Here is a 22496-nt window from a genome sequence, read left to right as displayed (position 1 = left end):
GTGGAAGACGCGGCAGAAAGACCGCTGGCTCGGTGCTGTTCGAGTCCGTATCGATGGCGAGCGGCGATTTTAAAGAACTGCGGCGATCGGAAATGACGTGAACGGTACTGTTGCAATAGCCATGGGCAAAGATGGACACCTTGTTTCGGCGCCCATTGATGGTTACGAGACCTTGATTGCCGAAACGCGGCTTGGGTGCTCGCTGAGCATGGGCCGAGCAGTCATCTATCAGCTGCAACGATGCCCCTGCCAGATTCCTGGCGAATCTGCGAAAGGCTGGCACTTGATTGAAACGGCCGCACGGTCAGGCAAATAGTTGCCTCGAACGGCCTCCGGCCGAGAATCCACCTTGCAGGGGTAAGTCGAGGCCGGGGTTGGCTCTGTCATTTTCTGAAATTCCGAAAGAATCTACTGCGCGAGATATCGAGAATGCGGGCGTCCTCCAGCTGAGATACCTCCTCTCCGCCCTCTGCAAGGTCCGACTGCACTTGGATCCGCTTGCGAGCTTGCCCACATCGCATGGAACTAAGAGACCCCGCCGCGATAAGTGCTCACTTGGCCCCCGACACGGGAAGCCGACTCCCGAATGGGACCTGGTTCCATAGAATTGGCGAGCCAAATCGGGCAAAGGGTTCTGGCCCCGGACCCCAGATTCCGCCCGGTACCCGACTTCAGGCGGGCATTTGGCGACAGTCACTCAGCAGCTGCCGGTGTGATGATCACCGGCGAAGCCTGTCGGCGAGACGGAGCCCAAGAGCCAAGATCGTCAAGGTGGGATTCGCCTGGCTGGAGGTGGCCAGAACCGAGCCACCTGCGATGTGCAGGTTCATCAGTCCATGAACTCGGCATTCAGCGTCAACAACCCCGTCCGCCGGGCTCGCAGACATCCGCGTGGTACCGAGATGATGACCATCCATGGCGCCTGATTTGCTTGCCGTTTCGATCACGTGGTCAGGTTCGAATCCTGAAACGGTAGCTCCGATCTTCTCTAACTCCCAGCCGAGCAGCCGATACGCGCGCGCGATGCTCTGGAGATCGTTGTTCGTGATTTTCCAATCGACGCGCAGCTTCGGCATTCCCAATCGGTCGCGTTCGGTCACCAACGTCAGCCTGCTTGCGGGGTTCGGCTCCTGTTCCGAATGAAACTCAAGATTGACCACATTGGCGCACGGCTCGCACACGATGGAGGGCAGCTTTCGCCGTGCGAAAGTTCTGTTCGCCATCCAGCCCACACCGAAACGCCCGAGGCGCAATGGCGACGATAGAACGTTCTGAACGTGCGCGACCTTTTGGTCCAGCGTCACTGAATGTTGCTGCCGACCTCTGAGGTGTTTCGGGAGTAATGTCCTTTTGACGAGATACATCGCCGAGAGGATCGGGTCGTTGTGACTGGGATCGGCTGGATTTGGCAGATGGGTGCGGAAGATCTGGTTGAGCAAGCCATGCTCTCGCTGAGCTTGCTCCGTGAGCGCTAGCCGCCTTCGGCAGTAGATGCCGGCCGCGTCCCGCTCGTAGCCAAAAGCAACCGCCTGCTGGGCGTTCGGCAACTTTAGTGCTCCGACTCTGGCTCCCAGATGGGCCATATAGAAACGACCAAGCTGATCTCGGGCGTTGCCGATACCAGCCGGCATCACATCATTCGAGGCAAGTAGCAATCGTGTGGTCTCAAAGCCGCCGGCGGCTACTATGTAGTGGCAAGCCGTGACCTCACGCTTAGTGCCCTTCAGGTCAACACTGTCGATGTGGTGAACACATCGCCCATTTGGCGCCAGGCGAATTCCCGTCGCCGCAGCGTTTAACCAGATGTGGACATGGCGCGAAGACCGCAGCAACCCGGAAAACCGCTTCCACACGTTGGTAGGTGGACTAAACCGCTCCAGGCGGGTCCTGAACAAATTGTCGTCGACGCCCTCTACGAGTTCAGCGGGAGAACCAGGCAACGCGCTTGTTGGATCGTAGTCGTAGGACCCAGCCTCGATCACCTCGTGCGACCGACGGTAATAGGGCAGCAGTGTTTCATAGGTGATCGGCCAGCCCGAATTGCACACCCATTCGCGCTTCTGGAAGTCGATGCTATCGAACGGCACGCAGCGGCCACCCCATGCTCGGCTCGATCCTCCCAGCGCTCGTATCCGGAAATTCTGGAGCGACGCGTGGACGAGGGGATCCGCGACAATGCCGTGGTAGAGCTCCTGAGACCTCTTGGTCTGCCACCTGCCGCCCGCTTCCAGAACGCAGACGCGTAGCTTTGCATTTTCCAGAGCCGCGGCAATGGCCAGGCCGACAGTGCCACCTCCGACAATGCAGATATCGTAGGCAAGTCCGTCGCCCGCTGTGGTGAATTGAGCGATCAACCTTCACTCCGTCGCGAGCAAGGAATTTGTTTGATCGCCGAAGGCACGCTCCCACCCTTCGCGCCCGGCTTGGGCGAAGCAGTTAGCGCGCGAGGAGCAGTTGGCAACCACCCACTTGATCGCACTTGAAGCGCCGGCCCAAAAGAGGCGGCTTTGATGCCGAGGTTCTTGACGACTTCAAGGGTCCCGAACCGGAAGAGTTCTTGTTGCGGCATGTCACGTCACAGGGCATGGTTATGGTGAACGCGTTCAGATGTGGTACTCCGGTCTCCCGCGAGATATCCCGCCCATGGTTCGCCGGCGGACACGCTGGTGCTCCCGCTGAAGCGTCGCCGTGGACGAAGACGCTGCCGGCGAATAGCCCGCCGCCGGTGCGGAGGATGACAGCCTTGACGCTGTTCGGCCGCCTGGACCCGAAACTATCCGCGCAATGAGCCTATTAGTTGCGGCAGAAGCACCTGCTGGAATGTTTCCGGGCACATGACGATGGCCTCTGTTAATGCCGCAACAGCCGTTTCGTTCACAGCCAGTGTCGCCGCGGCCGCTACTTCGGTTCGAACGGCAGACGGCTCGGGAGTACTGCAAGCGCCGGCTCCTCTGGGCTGGCGGGTACGTGGTGGAGCCTCGATGACGGCGAAGCACAATGTTCCCGCGGTGCGCCTTGTCGGCTGCAATTGTGGAGTGGCGTTCAGCAACGCTCGCACAGCGCAATTTTGTTTGTGGGGGTATCGATCTGCGTCGGACTCCCTCTTGGGGGAAGCTCATTAGGTAAGGAGCTCGGCGTCGGACTTCACCGGTTTTCGTCCCGCTGTTCCGGGCTCTCCCTTGGACGGCGTGTCTTGAGGTCGAACGCATCGCCCGAACTCAGCACGTGAATCTTGAGGTCATAGATTGAAAGAGCAGCATCAGGTTGACCTTCAGCAATGTTCGAGTGAGTAACGCCCGTCGCGTCAACCAGGTAGACAGCGCCGCTGCCGATGACCTTGAATGTATCGCCCTGCACGACGATTGCCGTATCTTCATCGATGCCTATGCCGAGGACCCGCGGATTCAGCGACACCGCTCCAATGAGCCTGCCAATCCGGCCCCGTTCTGCAAAATGCTGATCGATAATTACGTTCGGCAGGAGGCCCAACCCGGGAGCCATTCGGATATGGCCTATGCGAAAGGACGCCGCGTTTGGTCCTTTCACCATCATCGTGTCGCTCATCATGGATGCACCTGCGGAGGTGCCGGCGATAATGCCCCCGCCTTCGAAAATTTCATGCACCCGATCATCGATGGGCGTGTCACCGATCTGACTGGTAATCCGGAGTTGGTCGCCACCTGAAAAAAAAACGGCGCTCACGTTCTCCAGCGCCTTTATTTTCTCGTCGTGCGCTGCCTCAATGCGGTCGTTGACGTAAAGTTCGATAACATCGTCGATCCCGAGTTCCCCAAAGGAGCGCTGATATTTTTCCAAATAGCCTTCCGGCTCATGCGACGCGATGGTCGCAAGGACTAGGCGCCCGTCCGGGATAAGATTCGCGACCTCCTTCAGGATGACGCGATCGCCGTCGTGGTCCTCATGGCCACCGATTATTACCAGGGTTCCGGTTTTCGCTTTTGACAGGGACCTCTTCTTGTTAGTGCTCAATTTCTTTGTCCTCCTTGCGCAGGAAGACATGAGCATGCTTGTCGTCACTGGTCATGAACGCAACTGCGAACTCGCGGCTGTTGTGAGCCCAGCCAGATAGTCCGGCGGCAGTAAGCACTATGCCGCCCGCTTCGCCACCGATTGTTTCGAGCTCCTTGATTGAAGCCTTGAGAGCTTGCTCAGGTCCGTCGGCAAGTGCATGCATAACCCGCGCCGCGAGGGTTTTTCGCGCGATATGCTCGCCATCCCCGGAGAACGCCACTGCTCCCAAATGATTGTCGGCATAGTAGCCGCAGCCGGGCAGGGGAGAGTCGCCGACGCGGCCCGGATGACTGCCGTCCAGTCCACCGGTCGACGTGCCGACTGCCAAGTTACCGTGCTGATCGAAGGCTATGCAGCCGACCGTATCGTGCTTGTCAGTTCGCGATAGTTCGCGCTGCTCTGGGCTTACCAGATCCGCCGGATCGCAAAGCTCCATCTGTTTTCGCTCGGCAAAGCGCCTGGCGCCATCCGACGCCAGAAGGATCGGCTCTTCAAACAGCATAGCCTTCGCGAGACTGATAGGATGCCGCACGCCGTTGATGACAGTAACAGCACCGACGTTGACATTCTTCCCCTCCATCAGTGAGGCGCACATCTCGATCTCGCCGTCTCCGTTCAAAGCGCTACCGTAACCTGCGTTGAACGTCGGATCCGATTCCAGGACGCGGACCGCTGCTTCGACCGCATCGACCGCCGTTCCGCCACTTGCCAGGATTGTGCGGCCTGCCTCCAGGGCGTTGATGCATCCCCTCCGATTTGCCTCTTCCTCTTCGGGGTTTATTTCCTTGGCGCCGCCGTGCACGATGAGCGACCACATCAGCTGGCCCTCAGATGGTGCACATCGTGCTTGTCACGACCTCTCCTGATAACCGCCGCGGGTTCGAAACCTGTAACTTGTCGCCAGACAGCTTCGACGTCATCGACGGTCAGCACAACCAGATCACGCTCCCGGGCAAGCTCAAGGCAAAAGCGAACAGCCTCCCTCTCGGGATACGAGACGTGCATTCGGGCGGGAGCGCAGCCGGCCTGCAAGGCACCTTCCCGCAGCAGCCCAGCTATCGAGCCTGGGGCTCGGCCGCGCAATTCGTTCTCGTCTTCCTTGAAGACGATGACGTCAAATACCTTCGATGCCACAGCTCCCATATTGCGAATGTCGCAATCCCGGCGGTCACCGGGTATGGCGACCAGCCCAATCGTGCGCTGATGGCCGCGCCGCATATGAGAGACCAGCTTTCCGAGCGCTGTCAGCCCCTCAGGATTGTGGGCGTAGTCGACTATGGTGCGAAAACCATTCCCGTCAAAGACGTTGAGGCGGCCAGGGGAATGCTGGAACGACGTGGTGAACTCAGCCAGTGCACCGCGGATCGTGGTTAGTGGGACGCCATGGCAGTACGCCATCGCAATGGCCGCCAAGCTGTTGGCGACGTTGAACTCAGCCGCGCCTTCGAATGTTGCAGGGATTTCATCGACGCACATAAGGAAGAGGGATTGACCATCTTCATGAATGAAGATGTCCCACCCATCCCCGCTGCGCTCGCGCGTCAACGCACGTCCGCCTTCAGCCACGTGGTCCCTCAACGTATCGGGCCACTCAGTCCTGTCCGCCAGCGAAAAATAGCAAACGCTGCCCCCTGCTTCGCGCGACATTGCTGACGTATGGACATCATCCGCGTTGAGGATGCTCCACCCGCCCCGGCGCACCGACTCCACGACAACGGACTTCACCTGCGCCAAATCTTCGATCGTATCGATGCCTTTGAGGCCAAGATGATCACCATGGACGTTGAGAACCGCGCCGACATCGCACTCATCGAAAGCCAGCCCTTCGCGGAGGATCCCGCCGCGGGCACACTCCAGCACCGCAATGTCAATGCCCGGCTCGCGCAGCACGATCCTGGCGCTCTTCGGACCCGAGCAGTCCCCCGTCATGATCCGTTCGCCGTTCAGATAGATGCCAGTGGTCGACGTAAGCCCCACATTCGAGCCATTCGCCTGCAGGACATGCGCGAGCATGCGAGCGGTAGTCGACTTACCGTTGGTTCCTGTTATCGCGAAAATTGGAATTCGCCCGTTCTTACCGCCAGGAAACAGAAGATCAAGCACCGGCCGCGCAACATTGCGAGCACGTCCCTGGGATGGTTCCAGATGCATGCGAAAGCCGGGGCCGGCATTGACTTCGATAATTCCGCCGCCGGTTTCGCTCACCCGTCGCGAGATGTCGCTGCAGACAAAATCAACGCCAGCGATATCAAGTCCGATGATCTGCGCCGCTCGCCTTGCGATCAATGCGTTTTCCGGATGGATCTCGTCTGTCCGGTCTATCGCCGTTCCGCCGGTGGAAAGATTGGCAGTAGGCCGCAAGAAGACCCTTTCGCCCCGAGCAGGAACGCTCGACAGCGCAAGCTGCGATTTCGAGAGAAAGTGCTCGACGCATTCATCAATTTCAATCCGGGTGAGCACCGAGGCGTGGCCTTCTCCTCTCCTGGGATCACGGTTCGTCTCTTCCACAAGCTCAGAAATAGAGTCCCGTCCGTTACCGATGACATGCGCCGGAATCCTTTCGGCGACCGCAACCACTCTTCCTTCGACAACCAGGATCCTGTGGTCCGAGCCGACAAAGTGCTGTTCAATGATCACGGTGCGACTATGTTCGCGCGCCTGTTCGAAACCCCAGCGAACCTCTTCCTCGGTCGCGAGCGCAATATTGACGCCCCGTCCATGATTGCCGTCCAGCGGTTTGGTAACCACGGGGTAGCCGAGCCGGACCGCACCAGCGACAGCTTCAGGCTCTGACCGGACCAGCTCCCCCTTTGGCACTGGCAGCCCGGCCTGGCGCAACAGCAACTTGGTGAGATCTTTGTCGGAGGCAATCTCGGTGGCGATCTCGGAAGTGAAATCGCTGCAACTCGCGCGGATCCGCTTCTGGTGCCTGCCCTGGCCAAGGAGCACGAGGCTGCTCTCATCGATCCGGATTGCGGGGATGCCTCGTCTCTCGGCCTCTCTTACAAGGGAGGCGGTGGTTGGCCCGAGGGCACGCTCATCGGCAAGGACCCTCAGCAGTTGCAGTCTGGCGGCGAGTTCAAAGGGTCCCTCCGCTTCGGCAACTTCGCGCAGATACTCGGCACCCTGCAGGTTAGCGGGCAACAGACTGTCCACCAGCTCAAGGGCAATGCGGCCGGCCAGCAGCGCGACGGCCTCGTCCTGATATGCGAACATCACGTTGTAGGTGCCCGGGCTGCCTTTGACCGACCGCGTCTTGCCACGCGTTACCTGATGACCAACGACGGTCTGTAGCTCCAGAGCAACGTGCTCCACAACGTGGCCGAGCCACGTGCCTTCTTCCATGCGTCGTAGGAAGCCCCCGGCGGCGCCATAGCTGCACCCATGAGCTGCGAGCCCAGGTAACAGGCGACCAAGATTTTCGGTAAATCCAGGCAGTTTGTCTGTCGGGAAGCCTTCCAGCGCTCCTAGATCAATCTGAATTTGCACCATCGGAGTCAAGCTGTAGAGGTGCGGCCCGCGGAATACACGGACGTCAAGCACGCGTATCGTGCGCTGCATAGCGTCCTGCGACAGTTCGTTAGCTAACATCGATGTCTCCAATCAACCAACCCCGCAACCAGCGTAGGATCGGTAAGTTCCGGCTTATTGGATGAATTTATTTTTGCAGAAGATCGAAACAAAAGTTCGAAATAACATTTGTTTATCTTGGGAGTTCCCAGGGAATCGGCATCAAAGTTCAGTGAGAGCCAGCAGGCTCTTGCGGGCCAGCCACGGCGGGAACGGCTAGACACACCCGAAGCAGCGTTTTTGAGCGATGCCGTTTCGAAAACGCCAAAATCAAAGCGAGGAGGAACATTCCTCCAACCAGAATGTTCAGGCAGATAAATCTCGGAGGATTCATTGATGTTCATGCACAACAAGCGACTGCAATATACGGTACGTGTCTCTGAACCGAACCCTCGCCTGGCGTGTATGATCATGGAGCAGTTCGGTGGCGCCGATGGCGAGCTTGCAGCAGCCATGCGCTATTTCACTCAGGGGCTGGGCGAAGACGACCTTGGCCGTAAAGACATGCTGCTGGACATCGCCACCGAAGAACTCAGCCACCTCGAAGTGGTCGGCTCGATCATCGCCATGCTCAATAAAGGTCTTAAGGCGCAACTTGCCGAAGGCCAGATGAAAGAAGCTGATCTTTATCTGATGATCGGGAGCAGCGGAACATCGGTCAAGGAGTCGATCCTGTTTGGCGGCGCGCCGGCACTGTGCGACTCGGCCGGGGTTCCTTGGACCGCCTCCTACGTAGATTCGCGCGGCGAGCCGACCGTCGATTTGCGATCGAATATAGCGGCCGAAGCGCGCGCCAAGATTGTCTACGAGCGGCTAATCAACGTTACCGACGATCCAGGTATCAAGGACGCGCTCGGCTTCCTCATGACACGCGAAGTCGCCCACCAGAAGTCGTTCGAAAAAGCGCTTTACGCCATCGAGAACAACTTCCCGTCGGGCAAGCTCCCTGGGGTCGAGAAATATGCCAGCATGTATGTGAACACCTCGCAAGGGGAGGGCGACGCTGACGGCCCGTGGAACTCTGGGGACGAATGGGACCGTATCGACAATCTCGAAGAGGTCATGCCAGCTGATGGCGGAGATGGAACTGCGACCGTCGAGCTCAGGGCCAAGGACATGAAAGTTGTGGTCAAAATGGCCGAGCGGACACTCTCGGACCCGGCAGCCGATCCTATGACCGGCGCAGATCTTGGCGCGGGCCCCGGCGCCGGACGCACCAAGAATGGCGATATGGGTGGTGCGGCTAAAATCCAAGAAGCACCCGCCATGGCAGAATCCGCGGCCAAGAAGCGCAGCAAGCGATCTTAGCCCAATGGGTAATGGCACTTGCCGCAGAGCCACTGCTGCGATGAGCTGGCAAATACTCTGGTTGGCAAAATGCATGGGAGAGCTCGACCAGTTTCTGCGGACAGCTCGCCTTGAGTGGATGCGTCGGATTGAATCCGGGCCGCATGGCAGCTTTCATCGCCGTAGCGGCCGAATGTGCGTAAAGTCCTCTCCCGAGAGCGCCGTTGCAGCCTACAGACCGGCAGGAACATTGCTTGTAATTCATAAACTAGAAATGTTGCAGGATACCCCCGATGCGGCACGAGGCATTCAATTTCTTGAAGATGATCGTCGCCACTCCATCTCCTAGCGGGTTCGAGCAACCCGTCGCGAAGCTGTACCGCGAATACGTCGAGCCATTCGCAGACAAGGTGACCACCGATGTGATGGGCAATGTCATTTCCGTGATTAATCCCGGCGCTTCTATGCGAATTATGTACGCTGGTCACATGGACGAGGTGGGCTTCATAGTCCACCATATCGACGAGAACGGCTTTTTATTCTTCAGCACTATCGGCGGGACCGACGTGGCCACCGAGATAGGGCAGCGGGTTCGGGTGCATGGAAAAGAACACGTGCTCGGAGTTGTCGGACGGAAGGCGATTCAAACCTTCCAGTTGTCTGATAGCACTCAAACACCTTCCTTGAAGGATTTGTGGATCGACATCGGAGCGACCTCGCGCGAGGAAGCTGAAACGGTTGTTCAGGTTGGCAACCCTGTAACCATAGAGTCCGCCTTGGCGGTCCTTCGCGGCAACTATGTTGTCGGCCGAGCCTTCGATAACAAGGTTGGCTTGCTGATCGGAGCCGAGGTGGTGCGTTCCCTGGCACAAAATGGCGGCCTCCACCCAGACGTGGGAATCTACGTCCTCGGTACAGTGCAGGAGGAGATCGGGTCGCGCGGCGCCCAGACCGCGGCGTTCAACATCGCTCCGCAAACAGCGCTCGCGGTGGATATGGGTGTCGCCATGGATTATCCCCGTGCCAGACCGGAGGAGCAAGGCAGGCTCGATCTAGGCAAAGGCCCGGGAATTTCCCAAGGTGCCAATACGAATCCTGTTGTTCTCGGGATCTTGACGTCAGCCGCTAGAGATAGGCAGATTCCGTTTCAGCAGCAGGCCACGGGTGGGAAGAGTCCCACTGATGCTCGTGTCGTGCAGGAAAGCCGAGGCGGTGTCGCGACAGGGGTCATCTCCGTGCCACTTCGCTATATGCACACGCCGTCGGAAGTGCTGTGTCTCGATGACATTCAAGCCACCATCGAATTGGTCTGCGAGTTTTGTCGCCGAATCCGGCCTGACACTGATTTCACGCCACTAGCGACAGCGGAACAAGGCACCAAGCGGCTGGCAGTCTGACCCAAGAACCGAAGTTAACGATTCTCATAGATTCGACGCCCGAGCAATCCAGCCCCGTTCGAAACAGGCGCCCATAAAAACTCTGTAGATCGGCGTGTTGCGGCTGTTTCCGTGCGTCGTGATCAACTCGCGCCTGATACGTTTGCGGTCATGGTAACCAGCATTTCGACTTTGGCCGCGGCAGCCCGGTCCTTGGCGCCGGTCGCCACTGTACTTCGGGTAGGCTTCCTGTCTAGCAGACCCGATGAGTATTTCCCGAAAAAGCCCACTTCTGCCCCCCTAATGCCCGTGTGCCAGGCTGAAAGGTTCAGGGCCGGGAGAGGCTCCAGACGATCGAAGGTCGAAGCTCTGGAGTTGCGGAGCGAACCTCCTCAGACTCCGCTCTGCAGACGAAGGCGACGTGCACCGATGGCGATCTCCTGTTGGTTCCGAGAGCCAAGCCAGGCCACCCTTCAAGTGCATCGCTGCACTGGTCGACCACCGAAGCCCTGGAATTGGCGAGATCCGTCAGCGGAGCAGTGCCACACTTATCACAGGTTAAGCCGGGGCCGGTATTTATGATATAACGTTGGGCATCATTCGCCGTTCCGCTGGCTGCGAGTGACTGAGAGATTGCTGCAAGGGGGAATCTTCAGATTGCCGCGGTGAAGAGTTTTCGGCGGCGCTTGGGGTCGATCTGCTTTGCTTGGCTCTTCGGCGCGCAGTGCACAAAATTTCCTTACAAATGACGTACCCGGCGCTTGCATACATTCCGACGAGTCCGGTTGAAGGAAACATCGGTAACTGTCCTCAGTGCAAAACTGCCTGAGTCCGGATCGCAAGATCATTCCCAGCCGTAACATCCCATCTATGAATCTGGACCCTCGAACTCGGTGAGAGAGCACGCCGAACTGCGCAGGTATTCAGTCAACTTGCCGGGCCACTGGCATAGGATCCTTCCAAGTCGAACTGGGCGCCACTGGCATGAAGCAAGGCTGCGACCAAATTCTCGTCGGCTCACTTTTTGCCGGTGTCTACGCGCCACAAGCTCGTGCGCCTGGACTTTCCGATCGCACACCGGGCTGTCCCTTATGGCTGACGTAAGGGTCCGGGAGAGTATGTCGAAATCCAACAGCGAAATACCCGGTCGGCTTCCTTTCATGGCCAAATCCGTCCTGTTGATCTGTGGCGCCCGGCCAGCCAAAACAGCCGTCGAGATCGCACTCTTCACGGCAAAAAATCAAAGGTAAGTTTTGTTCTCGATCACCCGGCATATCGCAGGTGAGGTGGTCTTCGGCGCAACAATCAAACTTGATCAGGCGGCATCTCTCATTTCTGCGTCGTTGACGGGAAGCTCCTGGGACGACAGGTCACTCTGTCGAGCCCAATTCCGCTCAGCATCGAGCAGTTCATTCTCTCCAGTCAAGCCGTTCATAAACAGTCTGAGTACGTGTGCAGCTATGCGCTCTCCGTCCTGCGAAGCGACACGTATACCGCGCTCTTTGCAGACCGTCCTACAAACGTGGGCAAGCACCATAATATCGCTCGGCTCCAAAAACCGGCCTGGATATAACATACCGTCCTCCCTGGAAAAGCTACCGTGAGCTTTTGACTACGCAAGGTCACCGGCAGCCACAATTAACTATGATAGTCGTGTACTCGACTCTGCAGAAAGTTCGAGCGGCGCCTCCAAACGCATCCGGGATAGCCACTACAGCCGAATACGGGGCTATTTAGGTAACGCTCTCAGCTCAACGATTTCGTCATCTCGTCTGGCAATTCGGCTTTCCAGATTGGCGATGCGCTCTGCCAAGAACTAGCGCCCAACTGCAAATCCACCGCCTCCGAACAGCACGGCAAATGTGGCGAAGGCTGTCGGGTGGGCGATGACCAGCTCGGCGTTATCGCCAATGAAAGCGATAAAGTCGTGCATCGAGAGCCGCCTAAGTCATGCCAGCACAGGCGGCGTGGGATCGTAGCTGATCGCCACGAAGCCAGGGTATCTGTGGGCGAGAGCGAGGATTGGGTCTCAAGCTCGCAGTTGTAGGCCATGAGCGCCTTCACGGTCTCAAGCGGGCTTTCGTAGCGAGCGACGGCGTAGCTGGAGTTCTGATCTGGGCTACAGTTGGGGCGAGGGATATTGGCCCTAGCAATGCGTCGGCATCGTAGCCCTGTCGGCGAGCAGCATTGAGCCTGGGGATAAGACAAGTCCGCTGCGGAGGCGATGTCGCTCGCCTGGCCTGAGCGGCCTGCCTTGGGCGTCGACAAGAGCGTGGATTTGGTTGTCAGTCCGGCTCGGAAACGTGTTGACGATCATTTCGTTGACCATCAGCCTTGAGACCCTGCTCGTCGCCTCGATGACGTGCAGCAACCTTGCAATGCGATCGAGATGCACCTCAAGGAACAATCAACCCGCAACCCCGTTGGGCACGATCGCGTCAGGAGAATGCTGTGCGACATATGATGTTGGGAGCTCTGGCCGGCCTTGCGGCGACGATGGCGATGACCAGCGCCATGAGGCGGTTTCATGGGGTGCTGAACGACACGAGTCGCTACCCATTGCCGCCCCGTGAAATTGTTGAGCGCCTGAACATCGGGGGCGATGAAAGGCAGGCGCGAACGAATACTCTGTTGGCCCACTTCGGCTTCGGCGCGATGAGCGGTGCAGCGTTCGCCCTTTTGCCACGCCGTCGCGGCAGCGGCACACTCTACGGCCTCGGTGTGTGGGCGGCCAGTTATCTGGGTTGGATTCCTGCAGCGCGAATTCTTGCCCCCGCATGGCGCCATCCTGCAGAGAGGAATCTGCTGATGATCGCCGTGCACATGGTGTGGGGTATCGTGCTCGCGAAATCGCTCAGCGACCTGGAGGCCGCGGAATCGGAGGCGTTCGGCAGGCCTGTGGACGCCAAACAGTCAGTCTTGGAAAGGCGAGAGAGAGGGTCTGACCGATGAAGTCGATCCCGTTTTGGCTAGATCGAGAGCCGGAGATTTCATTTGGTGCCTTGCAGGGCGATCACAACTTCGAAGTCGCGATCGTCGGCGCGGGTATCGTGGGACTGCAGGCTGCCTGTCTGCTGCGGGGCTCGGGTCTGAGGGTCGCGCTCCTCGAGGCACGTCAGATCGGCCAGCAGGCCACCGGCCGCTCCACCGCCAAGGTCACATCCCAGCATGGGCTCAAATTCGCTTCCCTCATTCGCAATTTCGGCCGCGAAGGCGCGAAGCTTTACGCGGACGCGAATGAAAAGGCGAAGGATGAGATCGCTGCGCTGTGCTCACTTATGGTGGATAAGGCCAAGCTGGAAGCCAAACCTGCCTTCATCCATGCTGAAGACGAACAACAGGCCGACACGTTACGCCGTGAGGCCGACGCCGCCGCATCGCTCGAATTGCCCGCCGAATTCCTGTCCGATCCGGAGCTGCCCGTTACGGCGACCGCGGCGCTCCGCTTTTCCGGCCAGTACCAGTTCGATCCGTATCTTTATCTTTGCGGGCTGGCCCGTCTGGTGAGCGAGAGCACCATCTCCGTTTTCGAAAACAGCCGCGTTCTTGAGATAGCAGGCGAGGGGCCTTATCAGTTGACTCTGGCTGGCGGCATCGTGACCGCCGGTAAGGTCGTCGTCGCCACGCAGATGCCTATAATCGGAGACGGACTCTTCTTCGGCAAGGCCTTCCCATTCGCGCATCCAGTCGCGGCAGCGCCAGTGCCGGAACAAGCAAGAGTGGACGGCATGTTCATCAGTGCCGGAAGGCCGTCTCATTCCTTTCGCACGACGAACCGTGACGGCAAGCGCTTTCTGGTGGCCGCAGGTGGCGAATTCAAAACCGGAGACCGCGAGGCTGCGGATTGCGCCGTCGCCGACATGCTGGCCTTCCTTGAGACCAACTTCGCTATGAGGCAACCGTCGCACCTTTGGATAAACGAAGATTTCCGATCAATGGACGGAATGGCCTTTGTCGGCTTGGCGAGTTCTTCCAAACCAGACCTTCTTGTTGCTACCGGTTTCGACGCATGGGGCATCACACAAGGTGCCGTTGCAGGAGAAATCCTCGCGTCGCAGCTTCTCGGCAAATCCCATCCTGCGGCGGAGATCTTCGACGCGACTCGTATCAAGCCGCTCGCAGGCGGCCCGACGTTCATATCCGAGAACGTCAAGACGGCTACACATTTGGTGGCCGAACGGCTCCTGGGTTCAAGAACTATGGATATCAGCAAGATCCCCCCAGGAGAAGGGGGTGTGACCGAGCACGACGGAGAGCAACTGGCTATCACGAAGGCGCAGGACGGTACGGTAACCGCCCGCTCCGCGATTTGCACCCATCTCGGCTGCGTTGTTGGATGGAATCCGGTCGACCGGACGTGGGACTGCTCATGCCATGGATCCCGTTTCGATGAAGCTGGTGAGGTTCTTTCCGGCCCCGCGACGAGACCGCTCGAGCCGCGAGTGTCGCCGGATGCCGGGCACGCGAAATGAGAGTTCTCGTCACCGGCGCGTCGGGTCTGATCGGGGCCGCGCTTTGCGCGCGGCTGGCGGCCGGGGGACATGACGTCGTTCGTGTGCTCCATCGCCCCAGTGTTGCCCCGTTCACCGGGCCTACTCCCATCTTGCTCGACATGGCAAATGCGCTGCGGGCGCAGGACTGGATCCCTCATCTTGCCGGTGCCGATGCCGTTGTGAACTGCGCCGGCGTTCTGCAGGACAGCGTTCGCGAGAATACCCAGCACGTCCATACAGGCGGCGCCGCGGCACTCTTTGCCGCGTGTGAACAGGCAAATGTGAAAAAGGTCATCCACTTCTCGGCTATCGGCGTCGATCGCCAGCAGCCGTCCGCTTTCTCCGCCAGCAAGCTTGCTGGCGATGAGGCATTGATGGCGCGCGATCTCAACTGGGTGATCCTGCGCCCCTCGGTTGTGCTGGGGAGGCCGGCGTTCGGCGCAAGCGCGCTTTTTCGTGGCCTCGCTGCTTTGCCACTGTTGCCTGTGATGCCCGACACCGGTCGTCTTCAGGTCGTACAGCTCGACGACGTGATCTCCACCGTTCTCTTCTTTCTTAGGCCCGACAGCCCATCGCGCCTCGCGCTGGAGCTGGCTGGGCCTGAAGCCCTTTCCATGAACAAGGTCGTTGCCTGCTACCGCCACTGGTTCGGATGGAACAGCGCCCAGGAATTCATCCTGCCCAATTGGGCCGCAGCAATCCTATACCGGGTTGGGGATGCGGCGGCTCAGCTCGGCTGGCGTCCGCCGATGCGCAGCAATGCCGCAAAGGAGATCGAGCGGGGCGCGGTCGGTGATCCCCAGCCATGGATAGCGGAGACCGGCATTCAACCGTCAACTCTTGCAACCGCACTCAGCCTTAACCCTGCCACGGTGCAGGAACGATGGTTCGCTGGTCTCTACGTTGTCAAGCCTGCCATCTTCGTTGTGCTACCCTTCTTCTGGATCATGACCGGCGTTATTTCCCTCACCACCGGCTGGCGCAGCGGAGTTGAGTTGCTCATCGACACCGCGGTCGGCGCGCTGGCCGGGCCGGCCGTCGTCGCCGGCGCGCTGGCCGACATGATCGTCGGTGCGCTGATCGCCTGGCGCCCGACCGGCCGGCTTGGTCTCTTCGGCGCAATCGTGCTGTCGCTTTTCTATGCGATCGCTGGGAGCATTCTGCGGCCGGAGCTCTGGAACGAGCCGCTCGGCCCGCTGATCAAAATCCTGCCGATCCTGGTGCTGCATTTTGTCGCTCTGGCGGTGCTGGAGGAACGCTGATGATCTATTTCGTGCTCAAATATCTGCATGTCATCGGTGCGGCTGTGCTGTTGGGAACTGGCGCCGGCATCGCCTTCTTCATGCTTCTGGCACACCGAACCGGAAATGCCGCCACCATCGCGGCTGTCGCCCGCATCGTCGTCCTCGCCGACTTTCTGTTCACGGCTACGGCCGTTGTTGCGCAACCTGTGACCGGAATCGCTCTCGCCCAGTACGCGGGCTATTCGCTTGCTGAAGGATGGATCGTTCTTTCGATCCTGCTCTACATTGCCACCGGCCTGTTCTGGCTGCCTGTGGTATGGATGCAGATCAAGATGCGCAATCTCGCCATAATGGCCGCGGCGTCCAACCAACCCCCGCCTGAGCGTTACAATCAGTTGTTCAGGCTCTGGTTCGCCTTCGGCTTTCCAGCCTTTGCGGCTGTGCTCGCCATCTTCTGGCTGATGATTGCGCGCCCGCCGATCGAGTGGCTGGCCTTTTAGCCGTCGTGGCTCGCTAAACGCCGCCCTGCGGCGTCTGTTCCCGTCACTAGGAAAAACCAAACCGAGCCATCACGATCGAGGCATTACCTTGTGCCTCCGCGGCGCCCGCGAGGGCTTTGGCGGGGAAACATGCCGGTGTCACCGCGTGGTCGCGTGAAGCCAACCCGGCGCTTGGCGAATACGGCGAGCCAACGACGCTCTTTGTCGGGGGCGGCGTGCCGGACATGGAGTGAGCCAGAGGCTCAACCGCTGGCGAGCAGCTTGCCCCTCCTCCTCAGCAGCGGCAATGAACGCCTTGCGGACATCCTCAGGTGTCATATCGCCAGCCAAACAGGACATGCAGGCGCGCACCGCAAGGTCCCATTTGGGACCACGATTGTTCCACCCCATGAGTTCCCGAGCTGCACCCTCGACGTTGTTGCAGCTATACGTGAAGCCCGGCTTGCCGGTCCTTACAGAGACCGGAGGGTTGAACCAATGGAGGCTCATCAGGACTCTCTGATGTCGAACAGGACGAACTGGCCGCGAAACCTGGCTTCGTCCACGATGATCTCGACCAATTCACAGTCGGTCTCTTGTAGGAAGGGGTCGTCTTTGCGAACTGCGGCGATGGTGTCGCGGACTGACACGATGCTGCCAACCGGGATGGGATGGATAACCGCATCGATCCTCTCGGCAGCCGTAGGCTTGTAGACCGCTTGCAGTCTCATCGCCTCCTCCCGAGGCAGAAACCCAGCGGCCATCTCGTGGGTCACGCCGGGCATATATCAAGGCCTTTGGCGCGGCTGATTACGGAGATTCTTCCGGCCAGCTCTGTTGCGGAACCTATTCGGTGGCCACACTGTTTGTGTCGAGGCTTAGGAGTGTGCCATGAGTTCAGGAATCAAGGATGGCCAGCTCTCTTTCGTCGAGTTCCAATCGCCCACGCTGGTCGAGAACGCGCCCGAGGGCAGCGAATGGCTTCACGAGATTAAGTACGATGGCTACCGCACCGAGTTGATCATTGAGAGCGGGAAAGCCAGGGCCTTCACGCGCCGTGGGTACGACTGGTCACATCGATACCGCAGGATTGTTCAAGCAGCGGCGGGTTTGCCGGTAAAGGCAGCGATCATCGATGGCGAGGCTGTCGTTCTTGGCGACACCGGCCTGCCGGATTACCAAGCCTTGGAACGGGAGCTGGGCAATCCAAACTCGGCGAAGCTCATCTTCTATGCCTTCGACCTGCTGCACCTCAACGGGCGCGATCTTCGGCAGCAGCCGCTGGTGAAGCGAAAGGCAGCCCTTGAGAAGCTGCTGAAGGACACGGCCCCGACACTGACCTACGCCGAGCATCTGGAGGTGAGCGGGACGGATGTCTTTGAGCATGCCTGCCGGATGGGACTGGAGGGGATCGTTTCCAAACGCACCGATGCGACATATCGCTCGGGGGTCCAGACCAGTTGGCTCAAGGTAAAGTGCGTCAAGAGCGACACCTTTCCCATCGTTGCATTTGTCGAGAAACTCGGCGCTCACCCCCGCCGCATCGCATTGCTCTACATCGGACGCGGCGAGGCGACCGACTGCTCTATGCCGGGAAGGCCCGCAGCGGCTACACCTTGAGCGCCGCGCAATTGGTTCGAGAGCGGCTTGACCCGCTGATCACCAGCAAGTCGCCTCTGTCAGAGCCCATTGTGAAGCCCAAGGCGACTTGGGTCATACCGGAGGTGCTGGCCGAGGTGCAATTCAGCGGCGTGACGGATCGCGGCGTGCTGCGCGAGGCGGTGTTCAAAGGTCTGCGAGAAGACCTCGTGCCGATCCCGGCCAAGCGTCCAGCCCCATCGAAGCGGCGTGGGCCAGTCCGGGAACATGGCGTTCCCAGCGAGAACATCCTGCAACTACTGCCCGATGCAGTTTCGCCCTCTAAGGACGAGCTTGCGCGCTATTGGGAGAGAGTTGCGGATCAAGCCTTGGTCCATCTCGGCCACAGACCTCTGAAGCTGGTCCGCCACGCACTCGGCGCAACCTTCTACCACAAGGGCACGCTGCCGAAGGTCCCCGCATCCGTACATCAGTTGCGCGTCCAGAAGCGCGAAGGAGGCGAAGGTGTGCGCGTATGGGTGGACGACCTTGCTGGCTTGCTGGGCCTGGTCGAGATGGACGCTGTAGAGCTGCATCCGTGGAATGCCACTGTTGACGACATCGAACATGCCGACCGCATCGTGCTGGACCTGGACCCCGGCGAGGGCGTCGAGTGGGACGAAGTCATTGAGACCACCCTGGCGCTTCGGGACCTCCTGGAGACGGAAGGCCTGGAGAGCTGGCCGAAGGTGACCGGCGGCAAGGGCATTCACTTGATGGCGCCGCTTGAGACGAAGATCACGCACGACAACGCCCGGCTCCTTGCCCGGTCGTTCGCAAATCGGCTCGCTGAAGCTCATCCAGACCGTTATCTGCTGACCTCCGCGCCATCGGCCCGAAGGGGTCGCATCTTTATTGATTACCTTCGCAACGGACGCGGCAACACCGCCGTCGGGGCCTTCTCCCCACGAGCGCGGCCCGGCTTCCCAATCGCCCGTCCGGTGACCTGGAGCCAAGTTGAGGGACGTATCCGCCCAGATGCATTCAATATCGACCGTCCTCTCAGGGCGGCTGTCAGAAAGGCAGCCTGAGCCGCAGGGTCGGTAGAAACGCGGGATCGGAATGGGCCAGGCAACTAGGGGCCGGGCTTTGCCTGCACCTCCCAAGATCGTCGATTTTTGGTTCTTCGTCCGTAGGTTAGTGCGATGTGCGGCAGCCCGACTGGCCCTTGCGGGTCTCGGGGCGGGAAAGGATGGCGTGGTCAGAGACTGGCGTCGCCAGCGCCGGCGTAGGATGGCGGCCGAGCGCAGGCTTGTCGGCTGGCGCCATCCTCCGCACGGCGGATACATTGGCCTCACCGCCCCAATGGAAGCGCCCGGTCGCGACAAGCCCGCGCCCAAATCGAAGCTTCCGCAGGCGGCCGGGCGGCGCATCCTTTCCAAGACCCAGGCGAGCTAGCCGGGAGGAGGAGAGGGCGCTGGTCGCCATCTGCAGTTATGCCGCCGTTGGGGCAGGGGATCGCCTGGCCAAGGCCCGATATTTTTTAGAAATCGAGGCGCGCGGTGAACTCGACCTCGCAGAGCATATGCAGGCTGTTCTCCGATCGACGACGTGGAAGGCATGAGACGAGCGACGCGAGGGGAGCAGATGCCGAATGTCTGGCATGCGCCTAAATGTCGGCCGTAGAAGATCAGTTTTGCGACTTCCTAAAAGCAGACGATCGGCTTGGGCTGCATGATGTCCGGGGTTGCCCAAAGGGGACGTAGGGGCATCAAATCAGGCGGTTGCTTTCCGCAATTTGACGCGCCCGCCGCACTGTGCCGTCGGTGTCGGCGAACTTTCGTTTTGTTGCTTCGTCGCTTCTGATCGTCAGCCGCTTCGACAGGACTTTTGCGGCTTCGACGATCGGCTTGACCGGTATGGCTGGATTCTCCGGGGTTTTCATGTACCTCATGCTTGTTGTCCTTTTTGGCAAAAACGAAAGAGAGCGCGGAGCGGCTGTCCGCCCCGGCACCTTGCACGGCGATCAAGTTACGGTCGCACGATCCAGGCCAGCAACGCCGGATCAAAATCGGAGTTGCCGGTATAGTCGCGGATCAAAAGCGCGGCGTATGCCTGCCACTGATCCTCGGGGGTCTGCTTTTCAATGACCGAAACGCGTCGCGCAGGATATTGCAGTCAAAAATCGAAATCACGTCGGCCGATTGATCGTTGTCCATAGCGCGGCTCCCATCGAGGGGGCGGGAGTACGATGGACGCTCTCAAGCGCCGGCGCCCATTGTTCTGTGGCCGGCGACAACGGACTGTACGCCCCCGACAGGTGGATAGCGAATCATTCCGGCAGATTTATCCGTTGGTGCATCGGCACAAGTCACGCCGCCCTCTCCCCGCCTTGGTGTCTTGGCTGTTCAGCCGATCGGCCATCTTGTCGGCATCGCCGCATGATGCCGACCATGACCTATTGTTGGACTCGACGGGCTGGCCGGTGAAGACGTCGAAGACGGGCCAACTGTCCGGGTGGTTCATGCGAGGCATAGCGGTCTGCCATATCCCGCATGCTTTTTCGTTATTCGCCCGCTACCGACGATGTCGATCGGTTCAAGTCCGCAGAATGCCCAGCTTCAGAAACAGGCCGCCGTGAGGAGAGCCCGCGCATGCCCGCCACGTTCGTCATGCCGCCGGCCCTGGCGGGCGTCACCACACCGCGGCAGGCTTGACCCAAACCTGCCGCATGCCCGAGGCAGTGTCGGTTCACGCACGGGTTCTCCTGAACCCAGTATCTCAGTACCCCATCCCGCCCATGCCGCCGCCGCCGCCCGCAGGCGCGGCATCCTTGGCCGGAATGTCGGAGATCATCGCTTCGGCGGTGATCAAAAGCGCGGCGATCGAGCCGGCATCCTGTAGCGCGGTGCGCACCACTTTCGCCGGATCGACGATGCCCGCCCTGATCATGTCGACATACGCCTCGTTCTGGGCATCGAAACCCTGATTGTGGTCCTTGCTGTCGGCGAGCTTGCCGACGACGATGGAGCCCTCGACGCCGGAATTCTCGGCGATCTGGCGGAGCGGCGCTTCGAGCGCCCTGAGCACGATCGAGATGCCGGCGGTGACATCGGCGTTGGCGCCGTTCAGGCCGGCAAGCGCCGTCCTGGCGCGCAGCAGGGCCACGCCGCCGCCTGGCACGATGCCTTCCTCCACCGCCGCGCGCGTGGCGTTCAGCGCATCATCGATGCGGTCCTTCTTTTCCTTGACTTCCGACTCGGTGGCGCCGCCGACGCGGATGACCGCGACGCCGCCGGAGAGCTTGGCCAGCCGCTCCTGCAGCTTCTCCTTGTCATAGTCGGAGGTTGTCTCCTCGATCTGGTTCTTGATCTGGGCGACGCGCGCCTGGATGGTCGCCTTGGTGCCGGCGCCGTCGATGATCGTGGTGGTGTCCTTTTCGATCAGCACCCGCTTGGCGCGGCCGAGCATCTCGATGGTGACGTTCTCCAGCTTGATGCCGAGATCCTCGGAGATCATCTGGCCGGATGCGAGCACCGCGATATCTTCCAGCATCGCCTTGCGGCGGTCGCCGAAGCCCGGCGCCTTGACGGCCGCGACCTTGAGGCCGCCGCGCAGCTTGTTGACCACCAGCGTCGCCAGAGCCTCGCCTTCGACGTCCTCGGAGATGATCAGCAGCGGCCTGCCGCTCTGCACCACCGCTTCGAGGATCGGCAGCATCGCCTGCAGATTGCCGAGTTTCTTCTCGTGGATGAGAATATAGGGCTCTTCCAGCTCCGCGCGCATCTTGTCGGCATTGGTGACGAAATAGGGCGAGAGATAGCCGCGGTCGAACTGCATGCCCTCGACGACGTCGAGCTCGGTGTCAGCGGTCTTGGCTTCCTCGACGGTGATGACGCCGTCATTGCCGACCTTCTCCATCGCCTTGGCAATCATCTCACCGACGCTGGCATCGCCATTGGCGGCGATTGTGCCGACCTGCGCGATCTCGGCCGACGACTTGACCTTCTTGGCCTTCGCCTTGATTTCCACGACGACGGCCGCGACGGCCTGGTCGATGCCGCGCTTGAGGTCCATCGGGTTCATGCCGGCGGCCACCAGCTTGGCGCCTTCGCGCAGGATCGAGGCGGCCAGCACCGTCGCGGTGGTGGTGCCGTCGCCGGCGAGGTCATTGGTCTTCGAGGCCACTTCGCGCACCATCTGCGCGCCCATGTTCTCGAACTTGTCGGCAAGCTCGATTTCCTTGGCGACGGTGACGCCGTCCTTGGTGATGCGCGGCGCGCCATAGGCCTTGTCGATGATGACGTTGCGACCCTTGGGGCCGAGCGTGACCTTCACCGCATTGGTGAGGATCTCGACGCCGCGCAGCATGCGGTCGCGCGCATCGGTGGAGAATTTGATTTCCTTGGCAGACATGATTTTATCCAGTTCGCATTT

The 22496-nt window shown here is 60.0% G+C and carries 14 protein-coding genes and 1 pseudogene; 7 read left to right on the top strand and 8 right to left on the bottom strand.

Annotated elements, in window-relative coordinates; all coding sequences use genetic code 11:
- Window positions 1-719 precede the first annotated feature (719 nt).
- The 4 genes from LB551_RS17870 to cphA form a co-directional block, all read right to left on the bottom strand.
- Window positions 720-2354, bottom strand: coding sequence for an FAD-dependent oxidoreductase (locus LB551_RS17870; RefSeq protein ID WP_140552554.1), 1635 nt, complete (start codon window positions 2352-2354; stop codon window positions 720-722).
- 790 nt (window positions 2355-3144) lie between these two features.
- Complete coding sequence (locus LB551_RS17865; protein ID WP_224660029.1) at window positions 3145-3990, bottom strand: cyanophycinase; 846 nt, start codon at window positions 3988-3990, stop codon at window positions 3145-3147.
- Window positions 3980-4849, bottom strand: a complete 870-nt coding sequence (locus LB551_RS17860; RefSeq protein WP_224660028.1) for an isoaspartyl peptidase/L-asparaginase family protein — start codon at window positions 4847-4849, stop codon at window positions 3980-3982. The genes LB551_RS17865 and LB551_RS17860 overlap by 11 nt, the downstream gene beginning before the upstream one ends.
- Window positions 4849-7623 (bottom strand): cyanophycin synthetase, encoded by a 2775-nt coding sequence (cphA, locus tag LB551_RS17855; RefSeq protein ID WP_224660027.1) that lies wholly within the window; start codon window positions 7621-7623, stop codon window positions 4849-4851. The genes LB551_RS17860 and cphA overlap by 1 nt, the downstream gene beginning before the upstream one ends.
- Before the next feature lie 315 nt (window positions 7624-7938).
- Between cphA and LB551_RS17850 the strand changes: the two genes are divergently transcribed.
- From LB551_RS17850 to LB551_RS17825, 6 genes are all read left to right on the top strand, one after another.
- Entirely contained in the window at window positions 7939-8910 is a 972-nt protein-coding gene (locus LB551_RS17850; protein ID WP_224660026.1) for a manganese catalase family protein, read from the top strand.
- A gap of 272 nt (window positions 8911-9182) precedes the next feature.
- Window positions 9183-10286 carry a M20/M25/M40 family metallo-hydrolase gene (locus LB551_RS17845; RefSeq protein ID WP_224660025.1) on the top strand — a complete coding sequence of 368 codons (1104 nt, stop codon included), beginning with the start codon at window positions 9183-9185 and terminating at the stop codon, window positions 10284-10286.
- Window positions 10287-12725: 2439 nt separating this feature from the next.
- Window positions 12726-13217 (top strand): hypothetical protein, encoded by a 492-nt coding sequence (locus tag LB551_RS17840; RefSeq protein ID WP_181172588.1) that lies wholly within the window; start codon window positions 12726-12728, stop codon window positions 13215-13217.
- The gene (locus LB551_RS17835) at window positions 13214-14737 is read left to right on the top strand and encodes an FAD-dependent oxidoreductase (RefSeq protein WP_224660024.1); all 1524 of its coding nucleotides are present in this window, start codon (window positions 13214-13216) and stop codon (window positions 14735-14737) included. The genes LB551_RS17840 and LB551_RS17835 overlap by 4 nt, the downstream gene beginning before the upstream one ends.
- A complete protein-coding gene (locus tag LB551_RS17830; RefSeq protein WP_224660023.1) occupies window positions 14734-16020 on the top strand; it encodes an SDR family oxidoreductase in 1287 nt (428 codons plus the stop codon). The genes LB551_RS17835 and LB551_RS17830 overlap by 4 nt, the downstream gene beginning before the upstream one ends.
- Window positions 16020-16502: a DUF2269 family protein gene (locus tag LB551_RS17825; protein WP_140552544.1), complete on the top strand. Its 483-nt coding sequence runs from the start codon at window positions 16020-16022 to the stop codon at window positions 16500-16502. The genes LB551_RS17830 and LB551_RS17825 overlap by 1 nt, the downstream gene beginning before the upstream one ends.
- A 138-nt stretch (window positions 16503-16640) precedes the next feature.
- On the opposite strand, the gene LB551_RS30105 is transcribed toward LB551_RS17825, so the two are convergent.
- Both LB551_RS30105 and LB551_RS17815 read right to left on the bottom strand, forming a co-directional pair.
- Window positions 16641-16991: a DUF982 domain-containing protein gene (locus tag LB551_RS30105; RefSeq protein WP_411970950.1), complete on the bottom strand. Its 351-nt coding sequence runs from the start codon at window positions 16989-16991 to the stop codon at window positions 16641-16643.
- Entirely contained in the window at window positions 16991-17212 is a 222-nt protein-coding gene (locus LB551_RS17815) for a hypothetical protein (RefSeq protein WP_224660022.1), read from the bottom strand. Before LB551_RS17815 ends, LB551_RS30105 begins: the two co-directional genes overlap by 1 nt.
- Window positions 17213-17372: 160 nt before the next feature.
- Here LB551_RS17815 and ligD point away from each other — a divergent pair.
- Window positions 17373-19150, top strand: a pseudogene (gene ligD, locus LB551_RS17810) (DNA ligase D).
- Window positions 19151-19830: 680 nt separating this feature from the next.
- Here the strand turns inward: ligD and LB551_RS17805 are convergent.
- Both LB551_RS17805 and groL read right to left on the bottom strand, forming a co-directional pair.
- Complete coding sequence (locus tag LB551_RS17805) at window positions 19831-20013, bottom strand: hypothetical protein (protein WP_140552540.1); 183 nt, start codon at window positions 20011-20013, stop codon at window positions 19831-19833.
- Between the two features lie 827 nt (window positions 20014-20840).
- Window positions 20841-22475, bottom strand: coding sequence for a chaperonin GroEL (gene groL, locus LB551_RS17800; protein ID WP_224660021.1), 1635 nt, complete (start codon window positions 22473-22475; stop codon window positions 20841-20843).
- Between the last annotated feature and the right edge of the window lie 21 nt (window positions 22476-22496).

It is taken from the genome of Mesorhizobium sp. BR1-1-2 (assembly GCF_020165435.1).
GTDB lineage: Bacteria > Pseudomonadota > Alphaproteobacteria > Rhizobiales > Rhizobiaceae > Mesorhizobium.
The sequence above is the reverse complement of the archived record's forward strand: the minus strand, read 5'-3'. Positions and strand labels throughout refer to the sequence as shown.